Annotated in this window: 14 protein-coding genes; 10 read left to right on the top strand and 4 right to left on the bottom strand. The window is 64.7% G+C overall.

The features are described 5' to 3' along the window. Positions 1 to 108 precede the first annotated feature (108 nt). Complete coding sequence (locus tag IEW63_RS04355) at positions 109 to 1,293, bottom strand: multidrug effflux MFS transporter (RefSeq protein ID WP_188635330.1); 1,185 nt, start codon at positions 1,291 to 1,293, stop codon at positions 109 to 111. Positions 1,294 to 1,390: 97 nt separating this feature from the next. Then, positions 1,391 to 1,624, bottom strand: a complete 234-nt coding sequence (locus IEW63_RS04350) for a DUF2789 domain-containing protein (protein WP_188635329.1) — start codon at positions 1,622 to 1,624, stop codon at positions 1,391 to 1,393. Positions 1,625 to 1,772: 148 nt separating this feature from the next. Between IEW63_RS04350 and IEW63_RS04345 the strand changes: the two genes are divergently transcribed. From IEW63_RS04345 to IEW63_RS04330, 4 genes are all read left to right on the top strand, one after another. Next, positions 1,773 to 2,279 carry an ankyrin repeat domain-containing protein gene (locus IEW63_RS04345; protein ID WP_188635328.1) on the top strand — a complete coding sequence of 169 codons (507 nt, stop codon included), beginning with the start codon at positions 1,773 to 1,775 and terminating at the stop codon, positions 2,277 to 2,279. Positions 2,280 to 2,362: 83 nt separating this feature from the next. After that, positions 2,363 to 4,522 carry a heavy metal translocating P-type ATPase gene (locus tag IEW63_RS04340; RefSeq protein WP_373288204.1) on the top strand — a complete coding sequence of 720 codons (2,160 nt, stop codon included), beginning with the start codon at positions 2,363 to 2,365 and terminating at the stop codon, positions 4,520 to 4,522. Positions 4,523 to 4,589: 67 nt separating this feature from the next. Continuing rightward, entirely contained in the window at positions 4,590 to 6,248 is a 1,659-nt protein-coding gene (locus IEW63_RS04335; RefSeq protein ID WP_188635327.1) for a VRR-NUC domain-containing protein, read from the top strand. Beyond that, complete coding sequence (locus IEW63_RS04330) at positions 6,245 to 8,557, top strand: ATP-dependent DNA helicase (RefSeq protein WP_188635564.1); 2,313 nt, start codon at positions 6,245 to 6,247, stop codon at positions 8,555 to 8,557. The genes IEW63_RS04335 and IEW63_RS04330 overlap by 4 nt, the downstream gene beginning before the upstream one ends. On the opposite strand, the gene IEW63_RS04325 is transcribed toward IEW63_RS04330, so the two are convergent. Continuing rightward, a complete protein-coding gene (locus IEW63_RS04325; protein ID WP_188635326.1) occupies positions 8,536 to 8,784 on the bottom strand; it encodes a hypothetical protein in 249 nt (82 codons plus the stop codon). The two genes, IEW63_RS04330 and IEW63_RS04325, sit on opposite strands and share 22 nt — an antisense overlap. Before the next feature lie 147 nt (positions 8,785 to 8,931). Here IEW63_RS04325 and IEW63_RS04320 point away from each other — a divergent pair, with 147 nt between their 5' ends. The 3 genes from IEW63_RS04320 (at position 8,932) to IEW63_RS04310 (ending at position 11,135) form a co-directional block, all read left to right on the top strand. Beyond that, positions 8,932 to 10,056 (top strand): mechanosensitive ion channel family protein, encoded by a 1,125-nt coding sequence (locus tag IEW63_RS04320; protein ID WP_188635325.1) that lies wholly within the window; start codon positions 8,932 to 8,934, stop codon positions 10,054 to 10,056. Between the two features lie 57 nt (positions 10,057 to 10,113). Then, a complete protein-coding gene (locus IEW63_RS04315) occupies positions 10,114 to 10,566 on the top strand; it encodes an META domain-containing protein (protein ID WP_188635324.1) in 453 nt (150 codons plus the stop codon). Between the two features lie 122 nt (positions 10,567 to 10,688). After that, positions 10,689 to 11,135, top strand: coding sequence for a VOC family protein (locus IEW63_RS04310; RefSeq protein ID WP_188635323.1), 447 nt, complete (start codon positions 10,689 to 10,691; stop codon positions 11,133 to 11,135). Positions 11,136 to 11,138: 3 nt separating this feature from the next. Here the strand turns inward: IEW63_RS04310 and IEW63_RS04305 are convergent, their stop codons facing one another. Beyond that, the gene (locus IEW63_RS04305; protein WP_188635322.1) at positions 11,139 to 11,759 is read right to left on the bottom strand and encodes a LysE family transporter; all 621 of its coding nucleotides are present in this window, start codon (positions 11,757 to 11,759) and stop codon (positions 11,139 to 11,141) included. 126 nt (positions 11,760 to 11,885) lie between these two features. Here IEW63_RS04305 and IEW63_RS04300 point away from each other — a divergent pair, with 126 nt between their 5' ends. The 3 genes from IEW63_RS04300 to IEW63_RS04290 all read left to right on the top strand — a co-directional run bounded on the left by IEW63_RS04300 (position 11,886) and on the right by IEW63_RS04290 (position 14,060). After that, entirely contained in the window at positions 11,886 to 12,137 is a 252-nt protein-coding gene (locus IEW63_RS04300) for a YebG family protein (protein WP_188635321.1), read from the top strand. A 137-nt stretch (positions 12,138 to 12,274) separates the two neighbouring features. Then, positions 12,275 to 12,838 carry an RcnB family protein gene (locus tag IEW63_RS14610; RefSeq protein WP_229710309.1) on the top strand — a complete coding sequence of 188 codons (564 nt, stop codon included), beginning with the start codon at positions 12,275 to 12,277 and terminating at the stop codon, positions 12,836 to 12,838. A 70-nt stretch (positions 12,839 to 12,908) separates the two neighbouring features. Beyond that, complete coding sequence (locus tag IEW63_RS04290) at positions 12,909 to 14,060, top strand: NnrS family protein (RefSeq protein ID WP_188635320.1); 1,152 nt, start codon at positions 12,909 to 12,911, stop codon at positions 14,058 to 14,060. Positions 14,061 to 14,065 lie beyond the last annotated feature (5 nt).

Genomic DNA, 14,065 nt, shown 5'->3' with positions numbered 1-14,065 from the left:
GGGGTGACCGGGCTGTAAGCATTCAGGTTTTCTGAAGGCTGGCTGATCAGATCAGCTCGCACAGCCCCCCTCTCCCCTTGCGGGAGAGGGTTGGGAGAGGGGGAAGGCTCACCCCATCACCGCCCCCCGCTCGACCCGCCGCGCCAGCAACGCCATCACCGCCGCCCCTGCCCCGCACAGTGCGATCATCATCGTCATCGGCAACGCCGTGCCATCGTGCAATGCGCCCACCGCCGCTGATACAAGCCCGGCTACGGCAAACTGCATGGTTCCCATCAAGGCCGAGGCCACCCCGGCCTGGTGCCCCTGGCCCGCCAGCGCGCAGGCGGAGGAGTTGGGTACCACCAGAGCCAGCAGCGCCATGCACAGGAACAGCGGCACCATCAGCGGCCACAGGGACGCGAACCCCGCCAGCGCGATCAGCGGCAACGCCAGGGTGCTGCACATGAAAAGCACAGTGGTGGTACGCAACAGCTGCAGCGGTGTGCGCTTGCGCAGGAGCCTGCCGTTGAGCTGGGCCGCAAGAATGAAGCCAGCGGAATTGATGCCGAACAGCCAGCCATAATGTTCTGCCGGCACTCCGTACAGCTGGATGAAGACGAAGGGCGAACCGGCAATGTAGGCAAACATGCCGGCCATGGCGGTACCGCCGGTCAGCGCATGGAACATGAATTCCGGCTCGCGCAGCAGTCGGCCATAGCGCCCCAGGGCGCTCGACAGCTGGCTGCGCGGCCCGTCCGCCGGCAGGGTTTCAGGCAGGCGCAGCCAGACCAGCACCCAGAAGGCGGCGGAGAACAGCATGAGAAAACCGAAAATGCTGCGCCAGCCACCGAGCAGCATCATCCAGCCACCGGCCAGCGGCGCCAGGATCGGGGCGACCCCCATGACCAGCATGAGCTTGGAAAATACCCGGGCCGATTCGATGGGTGAACACAGATCCCGCACCACCGCCCGGTTGACCACCATGCCGGCACAGCCACCCAACGCCTGAAAGAAGCGCGCCACAAGGAGCCATTCCAGGGTGGGCGCCAGCGCGCAGGCGAGCGAGGCCAGGGTGAACAGCCCGATGCCGAACATCAGCGGCTTGCGCCGTCCGAACCGGTCGGCAATCGGGCCGTAGAACACCTGACCCAGGGCCAGGCCCAGGAAATACACCGACAGGCTCAGCTGGATCCGGTCGGTGTCCGTGGCGAAACTGCCCGCCATGGCGGGGAAGGCGGGCAGATAGAGATCGATGGCCAGGGGGCCAAAGGCACTCAGTCCGCCCAGAATGAGCAGCAAACGAAGGGGCATCGGGTTTTCCAGAAACAGGACCGGCAGACAACGACTGCGCCGGCAAGCCACCCATCATGCCAGATTCGTGCAGCCGGGGCTCAGCACTTCCTCTTGATCAGTCCTCGTGCAGGCGCACGTTGAGTTCATCGACTACCGGCGCCCATTCCGCGTCCTGCTGGAACTGCTCCCTGAGAAAGGCCGCCTGCACCGGGGTCCAGAAAGGTGCATCCACCAGCCGCATGTTCTGCGGTAGCGAATGGTTGGCGAAGAAATGCTCGATATCCTCCTCGGAGGACGGCAGACCCAGTTGTTCGAAAAGCTCGGGAAGCCCTTTGTTGGGAAGCTCCATAATGCACCTCTCAGTTTGCGGATGACGGATTTGCACCATACTTGTAGCTGTGACCCCCGAACGCTGCGTCCCGTTCCGGCAATTCGGGATGGCCCGGGACATCCCCGGGGTGCACAATGTCTTCATCCGCTTTTTCGAGGTTTCAGGCATGGCCGATCTACCCCAACTTGACGACGAGACGCTGGCTTTTGCCGCCCGTGTATTCGATATGGCGCGCCACGGCGATACGCTCCAGCTGCAGCAGCTGCTGGAGCAGGGCCTGCCCGCCAACCTGTGCAACAGCAACGGCGACAGCCTGCTGATGCTGGCCGCCTACAACGGCCAGCGGGATACCGCGGCGCTGATCCTTGATCACGGGGGCGACCCCGAGCTGGCCAACCAGCGCTGCCAGACGCCCCTGGCTGGGGTAATCTTCAAGGGCGATCTGGAGATGGTCGAATTGCTGCTGGAGCGCGGCGCGGACGTCAACGGTTGCCCGCCGGGGGGCCGAACGCCGCTGATGTATGCAGCCATGTTTGATCGCACGGATATCCTGCAGCGTCTGCTGACAGCCGGGGCCGACCCACTGGCTGCCGATGCCGAAGGCAATACCGCGCTTAAGCTCGCAATGGCCATGGGCGCGGAGCGCGCGGCCGCCCTGTTGCAGACACCCTAGCCAGCCGCACGTCACGGTCGGTTGCATGCCCGCCATGCAAAGCGCAGCCTGAGCGCGTATGCTCCATGCGGAGGAGGAATGGCATGAGCACTTGTTGTGGCAGCGAACACCCGACCCTTCCGTCGGCAGCCCCGCCGCTGCCGGACGATGGCACGACATCGGTGAGCACCTATCGCATCGCCCAGATGGATTGTCCCACCGAGCAACGCCTGATCACCGACCGCCTGGGCCGTATGCCCGGCATCGGTCGGCTGGGTTTCAACCTGCTGGAGCGCACCCTCAGCATCGAGCACACCCCCGAGGCCCTGGCCCCCGCGCTGGAGGCGATCCGCAATCTGGGCTTCACCCCGGTGTCGGTCTCCGCCGGGAGCGACATACCCGCGCCCGGCCCGTCATTGGCAGAACGCTGGCGGCTGGCGATAGCAGGCGGCCTGGCGCTGGGCGCCGAAATACTGCATTTCTCCTCTGGTCCTGACTGGCTGGTGGCCGCGCTGGCCATTGCCGCCGTTGCGCTCTGTGGCCTGGGTACCTACGCCCGTGGCTGGGTGGCCCTGAAGAATCGCGATCTGAACATCAACGCCCTGATGAGCATTGCGGTGACCGGTGCGCTGCTGATCGGCCAGTGGCCCGAGGCTGCCATGGTGATGGTCCTGTTCACCCTGGCCGAACTCATCGAGACGCGCTCGCTGGAGCGGGCGCGCAATGCGATCCGCAGCCTGCTCGACCTTACCCCACCCAGCGCTACCGTGCTGCAGGCCGACGGCAGCTGGCAGAACCTCCCGCTCGCCAGCATAGGCGCGGGCGACCGGGTGCGGGTGCGTCCGGGGGAGCGCATCGCGCTGGACGGCGTGGTAGCGGCGGGCACATCCAGCGCCGACCAGTCACCGATTACCGGCGAGAGCTTGCCGGTGGAGAAGACCGTGGGCGACCCGCTGTTCGCCGGCACCATCAATCAGGCCGGAGAACTGGAGTACATCGCCAGCTCCCCTGCCACCGACTCCACCCTGGCGCGCATCATCCATGCGGTGGAACAGGCACAGAACAGCCGCGCACCGACCCAGCGCTTCGTTGATCAGTTCTCCCGTATCTACACCCCCCTGGTATTCGTGCTGGCTCTGGGCGTGGCGATGGTCCCCCCATTGCTGCTGGGCGGCGCCTGGCCGGACTGGATCTACCGCGCACTGGTACTGCTGGTAGTCGCCTGCCCCTGCGCGTTGGTGATCTCCACCCCGGTAAGCATTGTCAGCGGCCTGGCTGCGGCAGCGCGCCGGGGCATCCTGATCAAGGGCGGGCATTTTCTCGAACAGGGCCACCGGCTGACCCATCTGGCGCTGGACAAGACCGGCACCCTCACCCACGGTACACCACGACAGACCGATTACCTGCCGCTGGTGGAAGTGGCCGGGCTGCGCACTATCGCCGCCAGCCTCGCACAGCGCTCCGATCATCCGGTATCCCGAGCCATAGCCGAACAGGCCGCCACGGAAGGTGTTGCACTGCAGGAGGTGGCAAACTTCGCCGCCCTGCCCGGTCTCGGCAGCCGCGCAGAGGTCGACGGCGAGACCTATCATCTGGGCAACCACCGCCTGCTGGAGCAACTGCAGCTCTGCTCACCGGCGCTGGAGGCTCAACTTGAAGCGCTGGAACGTCAGGGCAAGACGGTCATCATCCTCAGCAATGCGCAGCAACCGCTGGCCCTGTTCGCGGTGGCCGACACGGTCAAACCGAGCAGCGTCGAGGCCGTTGCCCAGTTGCACGACCTGGGCCTTCGCATTCTCATGCTCAGCGGTGACAATCAGCACACCGCCGACACCATTGCCCGGCAGGTGGGCATCGACGAGGCCCGGGGCGAGCTGATGCCCGAGGACAAGCTCGAGCAGATTCGGCAACTGGCCGACCAGGGCATGCATATCGGCATGGTCGGCGACGGCATCAACGACGCCCCGGCATTGGCGCGGGCCGACATCGGCTTCGCCATGGGCGCCATCGGCACCGATACCGCCATCGAGGCCGCGGACGTGGCGATCATGGATGACGACCTGCGCCGGTTGCCGGACTTCATCCGGCTGTCCCGGCGTACCCGGCGCATCCTGGTGCAGAACATTACCCTGGCCCTGGGCATCAAGGCGGTGTTCCTGGTGCTCACCCTGACCGGGCATGCCACCATGTGGATGGCAGTCTTCGCGGACATGGGCGTCAGTCTGCTGGTGATCTTCAACGGACTGCGGCTGCTGCGCGGCTGACCTGCAGCCGGCGGCACGTTCGTCGCCGCTCTGTTGCACCGGCCGCCGCTGATGGCGACAATACTGTATGCCCAACCAGCCTGCACTTCCTCCCGTTCCGCAGCCCGCGCCGCTGTACTATCTGGACAATTTCCAGCAGGCGCTGGACTGGCTGCAGCAACGCTATGTCGACCTGCTGGATCGGCAGGAGCTGGATTTCATCCGTTGCTTTACTGCTCTGCCCGAGACCTCACGGGCGTTGCTTGTGCGACTGATCATGCGCAAGGGCCCGCATTTTCGCAGTGACCGGCTGCGCTACGGGGAAATCGGTGACATTCACGATGCCGCTGCACCGTTGCTCGAGCTGGGCTGGATCACCGAAGACCACCCGCTTGATGCTCTGGAGCTCGGCAAGTTGCTGCGCAGGGAGGAACTGCTCGCGCTGCTTCCTGCCGTTGCCGGGCTGCATACCCTGCGCAAACCCCAGCTGATCGAGCAGCTGCGCAGCCAGCGGCCCGGCCAGGGCAGCTTCTGCCAATGGTGTCCCGATCACCCGGCCCGCCTGTTTACCCTGCTGGTGGGCGACCTGTGCGAGGGACTGCGGCTGATGTTCTTCGGCAATCTCCGGCAGGGTTGGGAAGAGTTCGTCCTGACCCAGCTCGGGGTGTTCCGCTACGAGCAGGTGGCGCTTACGCCGGATTCCCGCGGCTTCCAGTGCCGGGAAGATATCAACGGCTACCGTCATCTGTATCGGTGCCATCAGGCGCTGGACGACGGTCTGCCGACCACAGACGTGGTTGCCCTGCTGGGGGATGAACCCCTGTCCAACCCCTGGCTGGGCAGCCGCCGGGCACGACTGGAGTTCACCCTGGCGCGGCAGCTGGAGCGTGAGGAGCAGCTGGACGCAGCGTTGGAGCTGTATCAGCGCAGCGGCTGGAGAGGCGCACGTCAGCGCCGGATCCGTATCCTGGAAAAGCGCCAGCAGCACCGGCAGGCCTACGATCTGGTGCAATCTGCACTGGCCGAGCCTGAGGACGACGCCGAGCTGCAGCTGGTGCTGCGTGCCCAGCGCCGGCTTGCACGCAAGCTGGGCCAGCCGGTGCTGCCGGTCACCGGCGGGGCGGACGCCGCACTGATCGAGCTGACCCTGCCGGGCCCCCACCCTCTGGGAGTGGAGCTGGCGGTGTGTGAGCACCTGAGCAGTGACGAAGCACCGGTACACTATGTGGAAAACGCCCTGATTCCGGGACTGTTCGGCCTGCTGTGCTGGGAGGCGATCTTCCATCCGCTGCCGGGTGCCTTCTTCCATCCGTTCCACAGTGCCCCGGCTGATCTGTACAGTCACGACTTCCACATCCGGCGACGGACGCAGTTCGAGCGCTGCCTGGCGCGGCTGGAGGACGCCAGCTATCACAGCCATATCCGCCGGCAATGGGAGCTCAAGCAGGGTATCCAGACACCCTTCATCCACTGGGGCCTGCTCACTGAGGAGCTGCTGGAGCAGGCACTGCACTGCCTGCCGGCCGCGCATCTGCGGCTGTGGTTCCGTCGCCTGCTCGCGGATCTGCGCTCACACCGGGCCGGCATGCCGGATCTGATCCAGTTCTACCCCCGAGAACAGCGCTACCGGATGATCGAGGTAAAGGGTCCCGGCGACCGGCTGCAGGACAATCAACGTCGCTGGCTGGCCTTCTGCGCCGAACACGGCATGCCGGTGGAGGTCTGTCACGTCAGATGGAGCAGCTGAGTTACCGCATTGCCGTACGCGCCCTGTGTGAGTTCACTGCCCGGGCGGGCGATCTCGATCTGCGCTTCACCCCGGCTCCCAGTGCGCAGGAAGGGATCGCCGGGCACCAGACCGTGGTCGCCCGCCGCGGACCGCATTACCTCAGCGAGCTGCCTCTGGCCGGCCAGTATCGGGAGTTGCTGGTGACTGGCCGTGCCGACGGGTACGACCCGCAGCTCAATCTGCTGGAGGAGATCAAGACCCACAGGGGCAAGGTGGAACGCATCGCCGACAATCAGCGGCAGCTGCACTGGGCCCAGGCCAGGGTGTACGGCTGGCTGTTGTGCGCTGAACAGGATCTGCCCGCCATCGACCTGGCGGTGGTTTACTACAACGTCCTCACCCAGAAGGAAACGGCCTACCGCGAAACCTTCAGCGCCGGGGAGCTGGAGGATTTCTTCGTGCTGCAGTGCCAGCGTTTTCTCGCCTGGGCGCAGCAGGAGACTGCCCACCGCCAGGCCCGGAACGCCAGTCTGGATCAATTGCAATTTCCCTGGCCGCAGTTTCGCACCGGCCAGCGCCAGCTGGCCACGGCGGTCTACCGCGCCGCACGGGATGGCCATACGCTGATGGCCCAGGCCACCACCGGCATCGGCAAGACCCTCGGCACCCTGTTCCCCCAGCTCAAGGCGTTCCCCGGCCAGCAGCTGGACCGGCTGTTCTTTCTCACTGCCCGCACACCCGGCCGCCGGCTCGCCCTGGATGCACTTGCCCTGTTGCACCGCCAGCAAGCCGACATGCCCCTGCGAGTACTGGAACATATTGCCCGGGACAAGGCCTGCGAATACCCGGACCGTGCCTGTCACGGCGAATCATGCCCGTTGGCGCGGGGCTTCTATGACCGGCTGCCCGCTGCCCGGCAGGCCGCAGTCGACCGGCGCTGGCTGGACCGGGAGGCGATCCGCGAGATCGCGCTGACCCATCAGGTCTGCCCCTATTACCTGAGCCAGGAACTGTGCCGCTGGGCCGACGTGGTGGTCGCCGACTACAACTACTACTTCGACATGAGCGCCCTGTTATATGCGTTGACCGTGGTCAACGACTGGCGGGTGACCCTGCTGGTGGACGAGGCTCACAACCTGATCGAGCGCGGACGCAGCATGTATACCGCCGAGCTGGACCAACAGCGCTTTCTTGCCTTGCGCCAGAGCGCACCCAGCGGTTTGAAGGGTGCGCTGGACCGGCTGCACCGTCACTGGAATCAGCTTGCCCGTGAGCAGCAGGAGGAATATCAGGTCCATCCTCTGCTGCCGGATCTGTTCATTCTCAGCCTGCAGAAGCTGGTCAGCGCCCTCACCGATCACCTGACCGACCAGCCCGAGGGCAATGACGCTGCGCTGCTGCGCTTCTATCTGGATGCTCTGCTGTTCTGTCGGCTCGCCGAGCACTTCGGCGACCACTCGCTGTTCGACATCAGCCTGCGTGGCCAGCCCGGCCGGCGGCGGCTATCCACCCTGTGTCTGCGCAACCTGCTTCCGGCGCCCTTTCTGCGCGGGCGTTTTGCCACGGCCCACAGCAGCACACTGTTCTCCGCCACCCTCGGCCCTGCCCGCTATCAACAGGACATGCTTGGTCTGCCCGAGGACAGCCAGTGGTTGAATGTCGCCTCGCCTTTCACTGCCGAACAGCTGCAGGTGCGTTATGTCAGCAACCTGTCGACCCGCTACCGGGACCGGGCGGACAGCCTGCTGCCCATCTGCGAAGTAATAGTGCACCAGTACCGGAAGCAACCGGGCAATTACCTGGCGTTCTTCAGCAGTTACAGCTACCTGCAGCAGGTACTGGAGGTGTTGCGGGCCAACTGGCCGGAGCTGCCCGTGCGCGCGCAGGCCCCCGCCATGGACGAGACCGCCCGCAGTGCCTTTATCGAGGGCTTCACCGATACCAGCCACTGCGTGGGATTTGCGGTACTGGGTGGGATATTCGGCGAAGGTATCGATCTGCCGGGGGAGCGGCTGGTGGGTGCCTTCATCGCCACCCTCGGCCTGCCCCAGCTGAACCCGATCACTGAACAGGTTCGCCAGCGGATGGAAGCGTTGTTCGGGCGCGGTTACGACTACGCCCACCTGTTCCCGGGCTTGCAGAAGGTGGTACAGGCGGCCGGCCGGGTGATCCGCAGCCCCGAGGACCGCGGCGTCGTCTGGCTGCTGGACGACCGCTTCGGCCAGCCCCGGGTGCGCCGCCTGTTCCCCGACTGGTGGCAGGTGCAGCGCCACAGGCTGCAACCGCTGCCACCGCCGGGGGTTACTCAGGAACTGTTCCCGGGGTAGGCCTGCGCGGCCCGCTGCAGCCAGGCTTCCAGCTCCCTGCGTCCGACCTTCTCGCGCTGGGCCCGAGCCAGCTGCTCCAGCATGTAATCGCGTTTGGCCTGATCCTCACCGGCCATGGACAGGGCCAGGTCCCGGTTGCTCCAGCGGCGGATGCGCACCATCAGCCACCAGTGGAAGTACAGGCCGCTGAGGGTGGCGACGGCGATGATGAAATATTCGAGATACATGCTGGAACGGGCTCCGGATTACGCATGAAAAGGGAATGAAGAGCTCGCAGGCGGGCAAATCTGCCGGAACTTCTGCCGCTGGGCAACGACAGAAATAGGGATTACCTGCGCCAGGGACGGCCGAAGCTCATCTGACGGGGGACCATCATGCCGTACTGGGATCTGTTTACCGACCGCGAACTCTGGATACAGCTGGGCATTCTGGCCGTGGTCACGCTGGGTGTCTATCTGTTGCTGGCGGTCGCCATGCGCGTGGTCAGCAGACAGCTCATGCAGCGCAACGAGAAATCCCACTCGCGGATTTTCTTCTTCGCCTCGGCGATGCTGGCGAAAACCAGCCGTCTGCTGCTTTTCGCCTTTGCCCTGATGATCGGCCTGAAGAGCGTTGAGCTGTCTCCCGGCTGGGAGTCGGCCATGTCCCATGGCTGGTTCATCGTGCTGGCCTTCCAGATTGCCTTCTGGGCCGATCATGCCGTGCAGCTGTGGACCACTACGCTGAACCGGGACGGCAAGACCCGCAACCCGGTCACCACCACCTTGCTGGGTATCATCATGCGCCTGGTCATCTGGGTAGTGATGCTGCTGTCGATCCTGGCCAACCTGGGGGTGGACATCACCGCCATGATCGCCAGCCTCGGGGTCGGCGGCATCGCCATCGCCCTTGCGGTGCAGACGCTGCTCAGTGACATGTTCGCCTCCATGTCGATCGGTATCGACAAGCCCTTCGAGATCGGCGACTTCGTGGTCTTCGGCGACATCGCAGGCACCATCGAACATATCGGCCTGAAGACCACCCGGATCCGCGCCCTGAGCGGCGAGCAGATCGTCATTTCCAACGCCGACCTGCTCAGCCAGACCGTGCACAACTACAAGCGCATGGATACCCGGCGGATCGTCTTCACCTTCGGCATCAGCCCGCAGACTCCGGTGGACAAGGTGCGCCAGGTCAGCGTGGAGGTAAAGCGCATCATCGACAGCATGGAGAACACCCAGTTCGACCGTGCCCATTTCTTCGCCTTCAACGAGAGCCAGCTGACCTTCGAGGTCGTGCATATCATGCAGACCCCGGGCTACAACGACTACATGGACACCCAGGAAGAGATCAACCTGCAGCTGCTGGAAACCCTGCGCCGGATGGAGGTAAGACTGGCCTTCCCGATTCGCAAGCTGGAATTCATCGGCGGCCACCTGCCGGAAGTGCAGGTAGCCGGTACCCCGCAGACCGCGTCCGCCAACGAGGCTCCCTTCGGCAACCGACCCGGCCACGGATGATCTCGACCTGCGCGCCGGAGTGAGGCAGGATAGCGGATCAGATTTTCTGGAGAAACCATGAGCAACTTCATTTCCGGGCGCCTGCTGCCGGCGTCCATGATCCTGGCCCTGGCACTTGCCGGCTGTGGCAGCACCCAGACCGTTTCCCTGTCCACCCTGACCCAGCACGACTGGTCACTGGCCGAGGCCACCGATGCCGACGGCCATCCGGACGCCAGCCTGCAGGGCGGCGACCGTGCGCCGATCCAGCTGAGCTTCCAGGCGGATCGCCTGGGCGTGAGCAACAGCTGCAACGGCATGGGTGGCGATTACCAGCTGAAGGAAGACCGGCTGGAAGTGGGCAACCTGATGCAGACCATGATGGCCTGCGAATCCGAGCTGATGGCCCGGGAAAGCGCAATAAAGGCGCGTCTGCAGCAACCGCTGAAGATCCAGTACGACCCGAAGAAAGTGCGCCTGACGCTGATCAACGACGCCGGCATCATGGTGTTCAAACCGTCAGGCGAGTAAGCCGCCCGGAGCAGGCCCAACCGCCTGCTCCGACCACTCATCAATACGCCTGAACTCCCTCCGCCTCGCCCGATCAACAGGACAGAACCCTTTCATTCTGACCATCAACAGCGAGGCGCTTCATGAACAAACCCCATCGCCCCAGCAGCCTGGCCATCTATCTGACCTTTCCCGGTAACTGCCGCGAAGCCCTGCAGTTCTATGCGACCGAACTGGGCGGCACACTCGGGCAGATCCATACCTATCAGGAAGCGCCGGACGGCACCGGTACCGCAGACACCTGGCTGGACAAGGTGCTGCACGGCGAGCTGCAGGTCGGCGATCAGGTGATCATGGGCTCCGATGCTCCACCCGGGTCGTACCAGCCGCCCCAGGGGATGTACGTGCAGATGTACTACGACGATCTGCTGGAAGCGGAGCAGATCTACAACCGCCTTTCGGACGGGGGCGAAACGCTGATGCCATTCGGCCCCAGTTTCTGGGCACAGGGCTTCGGCATGTTGACCGACCGCTTCGGCGTCAACTGGATCATCACCAGCTGCCATATCGAGCAGCCCGACTGGGAGTAGTGGTCAGACCCGCCGCACGGTAGCCAGCAGGCCCGCCGCGACGCCATACATCACGGCAAAGCTGCGGTTGACCTGCCGCTGGCGCCGCGGCGAGTCGAGCACCCGCATCGCCCGCGCGGCAAGCCCGGTATAGCCGGCCATGACCACCAGATCCACGATCACCATCGTCACCGCAAGAATCAGGTACTGCTCGACCAGCGGGCGGGCCGGATCGACAAACTGCGGCAGCACGGCGAGGATGAAAACGATTGCCTTGGGGTTGCTGGCGTTGATCACGAAACCGCGCAGAATCAGGCTCAGCGGCCGCCCGATGGGCCTGGCATCAGGCCGCAATTGCTGAACCGGTGCCTGCCACTGGCGCCAGGCCAGGTACAGCAGGTACACCACACCGAACCATTTGATCAGCGCAAAGCCCAGCGCCGAGGTGGCGATGATTGCGCCGACGCCCGCCGCCACCACCGCAATCTGCATCAGCAGCGCCAGCTGCAGGCCCAGGGCGTTCCAGTAGCCGCGGAAAAATCCGTAATTCAGTCCGCTGGCCATCGACGCCACCGCCCCCGCGCCGGGAGTCAGGCTTATGATCCAGCACGCCAGGAAGAACGCCATCCAGGTTTCAATGCTCATCGCGCCCCGCTTGGCTGAGTCGAGAAATGGACACGGATGATATCAAACAGCCGGAACTCCGTGTGGCCAACCTTGAACAGACACTGTATAGTCATCCAGCAACAATATCCACGCCAGAGGTAACAGATGGCCGTTGAAACAGTGTATCGAAGCAGCAGAGACCCGGAGCGCCTGTTCATGGATAAAGCCGAAGCCGACCGTCATGACAAGATGCTCGAGCTGGCCGAGCGGCTCAGCGAGGTATTGAGTCGGGCAGTGCCCTCGCTCAATGAAACCCAGGCCGAGGAAGCCGGAATTTTCATGGCCCGGCACCGCGACCTGTTTGCCAAGGCATTCCGCAACAACCCAGACGCGCTGTCGGAGCTGGACGAGCAGTGACCGGCGCAGGTAAATCCGGGTAAAGATGCCTTTACAAACACCCTTTCGTTGCCCCGCTGGCCTATTCTGGCTGCGCACCGGCCGGGGAATTACCTTGCTCCGGCCCGGTCAAACCTGACAGTAGAGAGGGCATCGCCATGAAATCACTTCGTCTGGCCATTGGCCTGTTCGCCGCCATGGCTCTGCTTGTCGGCACTGCTTCGGTCGCTGCCGCGCCCTACGCGGCGGGCAAGGGTTACGATCAGCGCCATTCCCATAAGCACCAGCATCGCCATCAGCAGCATCGCTATCCCCCGCAGCAGCACCGCAGCCAGCAGGGGCAGAGCCAATGGCTCTGGCAGAACCAGCGCGAGATGCACCGTTCACCGCCGCCCCGCGTCCACCAACACCCGCATGAGCACCGGCCTTCGCATCACCATCGGCCGCCCCATCATCGCGGTCCGCCGCACCGGGACCAGATGCGCCGGGATATAAACCGCAGCAGTCATTACCTGCGCCCCGGCCCACCACTGCCGCGCCACATGCATCTGGTGGTGGGTCGACCATTGCCCCACGGCTGGCACCATCGCGTACCGCCGGGTCAGCTGAAACATCTGCCCCAGTATCCCGGTTACGAATGGCACAGTGCCGGACGGGATCTGGTGCTGGTCGCCGTCACTACCGGGCTGGTCTACACCATTCTGGACAACGTGCTGAACTGAGCCGCGCCCGGGTGGCCTGCAGCGGGTCTGCGCGTTAGCATGGAGGTGTCTTCCGTTACGGCGCTGCCCGATGAGCAATCCTGCAAAACGACCGGCCTTTCTGCTGTTCTTCCCGCTGGCTGCACTACTGGCCAGCCTCGCAGTGCCATTCTCGATATGGGCGGTACTTTCCGGCACCGGCTGGCCCGCAGGGCTGGTCGGCCCCGGCCACGGCTTCGAACTGATCTTCGGCTTCGCTCTGGCGCTCATCGCCGGTTACACGCTCGGCTCCCAGCCTGCCCGCATCCTCTATCCGCTGCTCGGCCTGTGGCTTGCCGCCCGGCTGCTGCGCATTCCCTGCCCTGACCAGTTGCTGCCCACTGCGTTGAGCGTCAGCTTCGCACTGCTGCTCGCCTGGCATGTGGTGCCGCGATTCAGCACCGCCAGGCAATGGCGCAACCGCATTACCGCGCCGCTCATTCTCACGCTCTGCCTGTTGCCGTTGCTGGCAGCCTTGCTGGCACTCACATGGAAACTGATGCCGGCACTGGCGGCGCACATCCGCCTCGATCCGGGCCGGCTTCTGCATGTGGGCGTGATCTGTCTGCTGTTGCTCATGAGTTTCATCGGCGGGCGCGTCATCGCACCGGCTGCGGCCCATACGCTGGAGCAGCGCGGCATCGAGCTTCGGGCCCGTCTGCAGCCCCGCCTGGAGGGCGCGCTGATCATTCTTCTCGGGGCGTCCATTATCGTGCTGCTGATACCGGGTCTGCCGGCAGAGACCAGCTACCCCCTCGCCGGTGTGCTGCTTGTCGGGGCGAGCCTGGTGCTGGCGGTACGCAGCCTGCGCTGGCAGTTGTGGAAATGCGCTTCCAGGCCGGATGTGCTGGCGTTCGGGGTCGGTTATCTCTGGTTGGAGCTGGGCAGTCTGGCCAGCGGCATCGCCTTCGTGGCCGGCCGTTCGCCCACGGCAGCGCTCCACCTGATAACCGTCGGCGGGCTCGGCACCCTGTCGACCAGCATCATGCTGCGCCTGTATTTCCAGCGCACCAGCCGGACGCCGCCGCCCACGGGCTGGGTGCTCTGCATCACCGGATTGATCGCCCTCGCCAGCCTGGCACGCTACCTGAGTGGCGACATGCCCTTTGCCCACCCCTTGCTGTTGAGCATCTCGGCGGCGAGCTGGTCCGCGGCCTACCTGCTGCTGACCGTGCTCATGCTGAAGCTGGCGCGACAGCTGTAGTTGCT

Origin of the sequence: Halopseudomonas pertucinogena (assembly GCF_014646575.1) — a bacterium.
Taxonomy (GTDB): Bacteria; Pseudomonadota; Gammaproteobacteria; order Pseudomonadales; family Pseudomonadaceae; genus Halopseudomonas; species Halopseudomonas pertucinogena.
Note: the sequence above shows the minus strand (reverse complement) of the source record. Positions and strands in the feature narration are given on the sequence as shown.

Bases quoted from the DNA above. Each gene is read 5' to 3' on its own strand.
- IEW63_RS04355 (WP_188635330.1), bottom strand. From the start codon at position 1,293: ATGCCCCTTCGTTTGCTGCTCATTCTGGGCGGACTGAGTGCCTTTGGC.
- IEW63_RS04350 (WP_188635329.1), bottom strand. From the start codon at position 1,624: ATGGAGCTTCCCAACAAAGGGCTTCCCGAGCTTTTCGAACAACTGGGT.
- IEW63_RS04345 (WP_188635328.1), top strand. From the start codon at position 1,773: ATGGCCGATCTACCCCAACTTGACGACGAGACGCTGGCTTTTGCCGCC.
- IEW63_RS04340 (WP_373288204.1), top strand. From the start codon at position 2,363: ATGAGCACTTGTTGTGGCAGCGAACACCCGACCCTTCCGTCGGCAGCC.
- IEW63_RS04335 (WP_188635327.1), top strand. From the start codon at position 4,590: ATGCCCAACCAGCCTGCACTTCCTCCCGTTCCGCAGCCCGCGCCGCTG.
- IEW63_RS04325 (WP_188635326.1), bottom strand. From the start codon at position 8,784: ATGTATCTCGAATATTTCATCATCGCCGTCGCCACCCTCAGCGGCCTG.
- IEW63_RS04320 (WP_188635325.1), top strand. From the start codon at position 8,932: ATGCCGTACTGGGATCTGTTTACCGACCGCGAACTCTGGATACAGCTG.
- IEW63_RS04315 (WP_188635324.1), top strand. From the start codon at position 10,114: ATGAGCAACTTCATTTCCGGGCGCCTGCTGCCGGCGTCCATGATCCTG.
- IEW63_RS04310 (WP_188635323.1), top strand. From the start codon at position 10,689: ATGAACAAACCCCATCGCCCCAGCAGCCTGGCCATCTATCTGACCTTT.
- IEW63_RS04305 (WP_188635322.1), bottom strand. From the start codon at position 11,759: ATGAGCATTGAAACCTGGATGGCGTTCTTCCTGGCGTGCTGGATCATA.
- IEW63_RS04300 (WP_188635321.1), top strand. From the start codon at position 11,886: ATGGCCGTTGAAACAGTGTATCGAAGCAGCAGAGACCCGGAGCGCCTG.
- IEW63_RS14610 (WP_229710309.1), top strand. From the start codon at position 12,275: ATGAAATCACTTCGTCTGGCCATTGGCCTGTTCGCCGCCATGGCTCTG.
- IEW63_RS04290 (WP_188635320.1), top strand. From the start codon at position 12,909: ATGAGCAATCCTGCAAAACGACCGGCCTTTCTGCTGTTCTTCCCGCTG.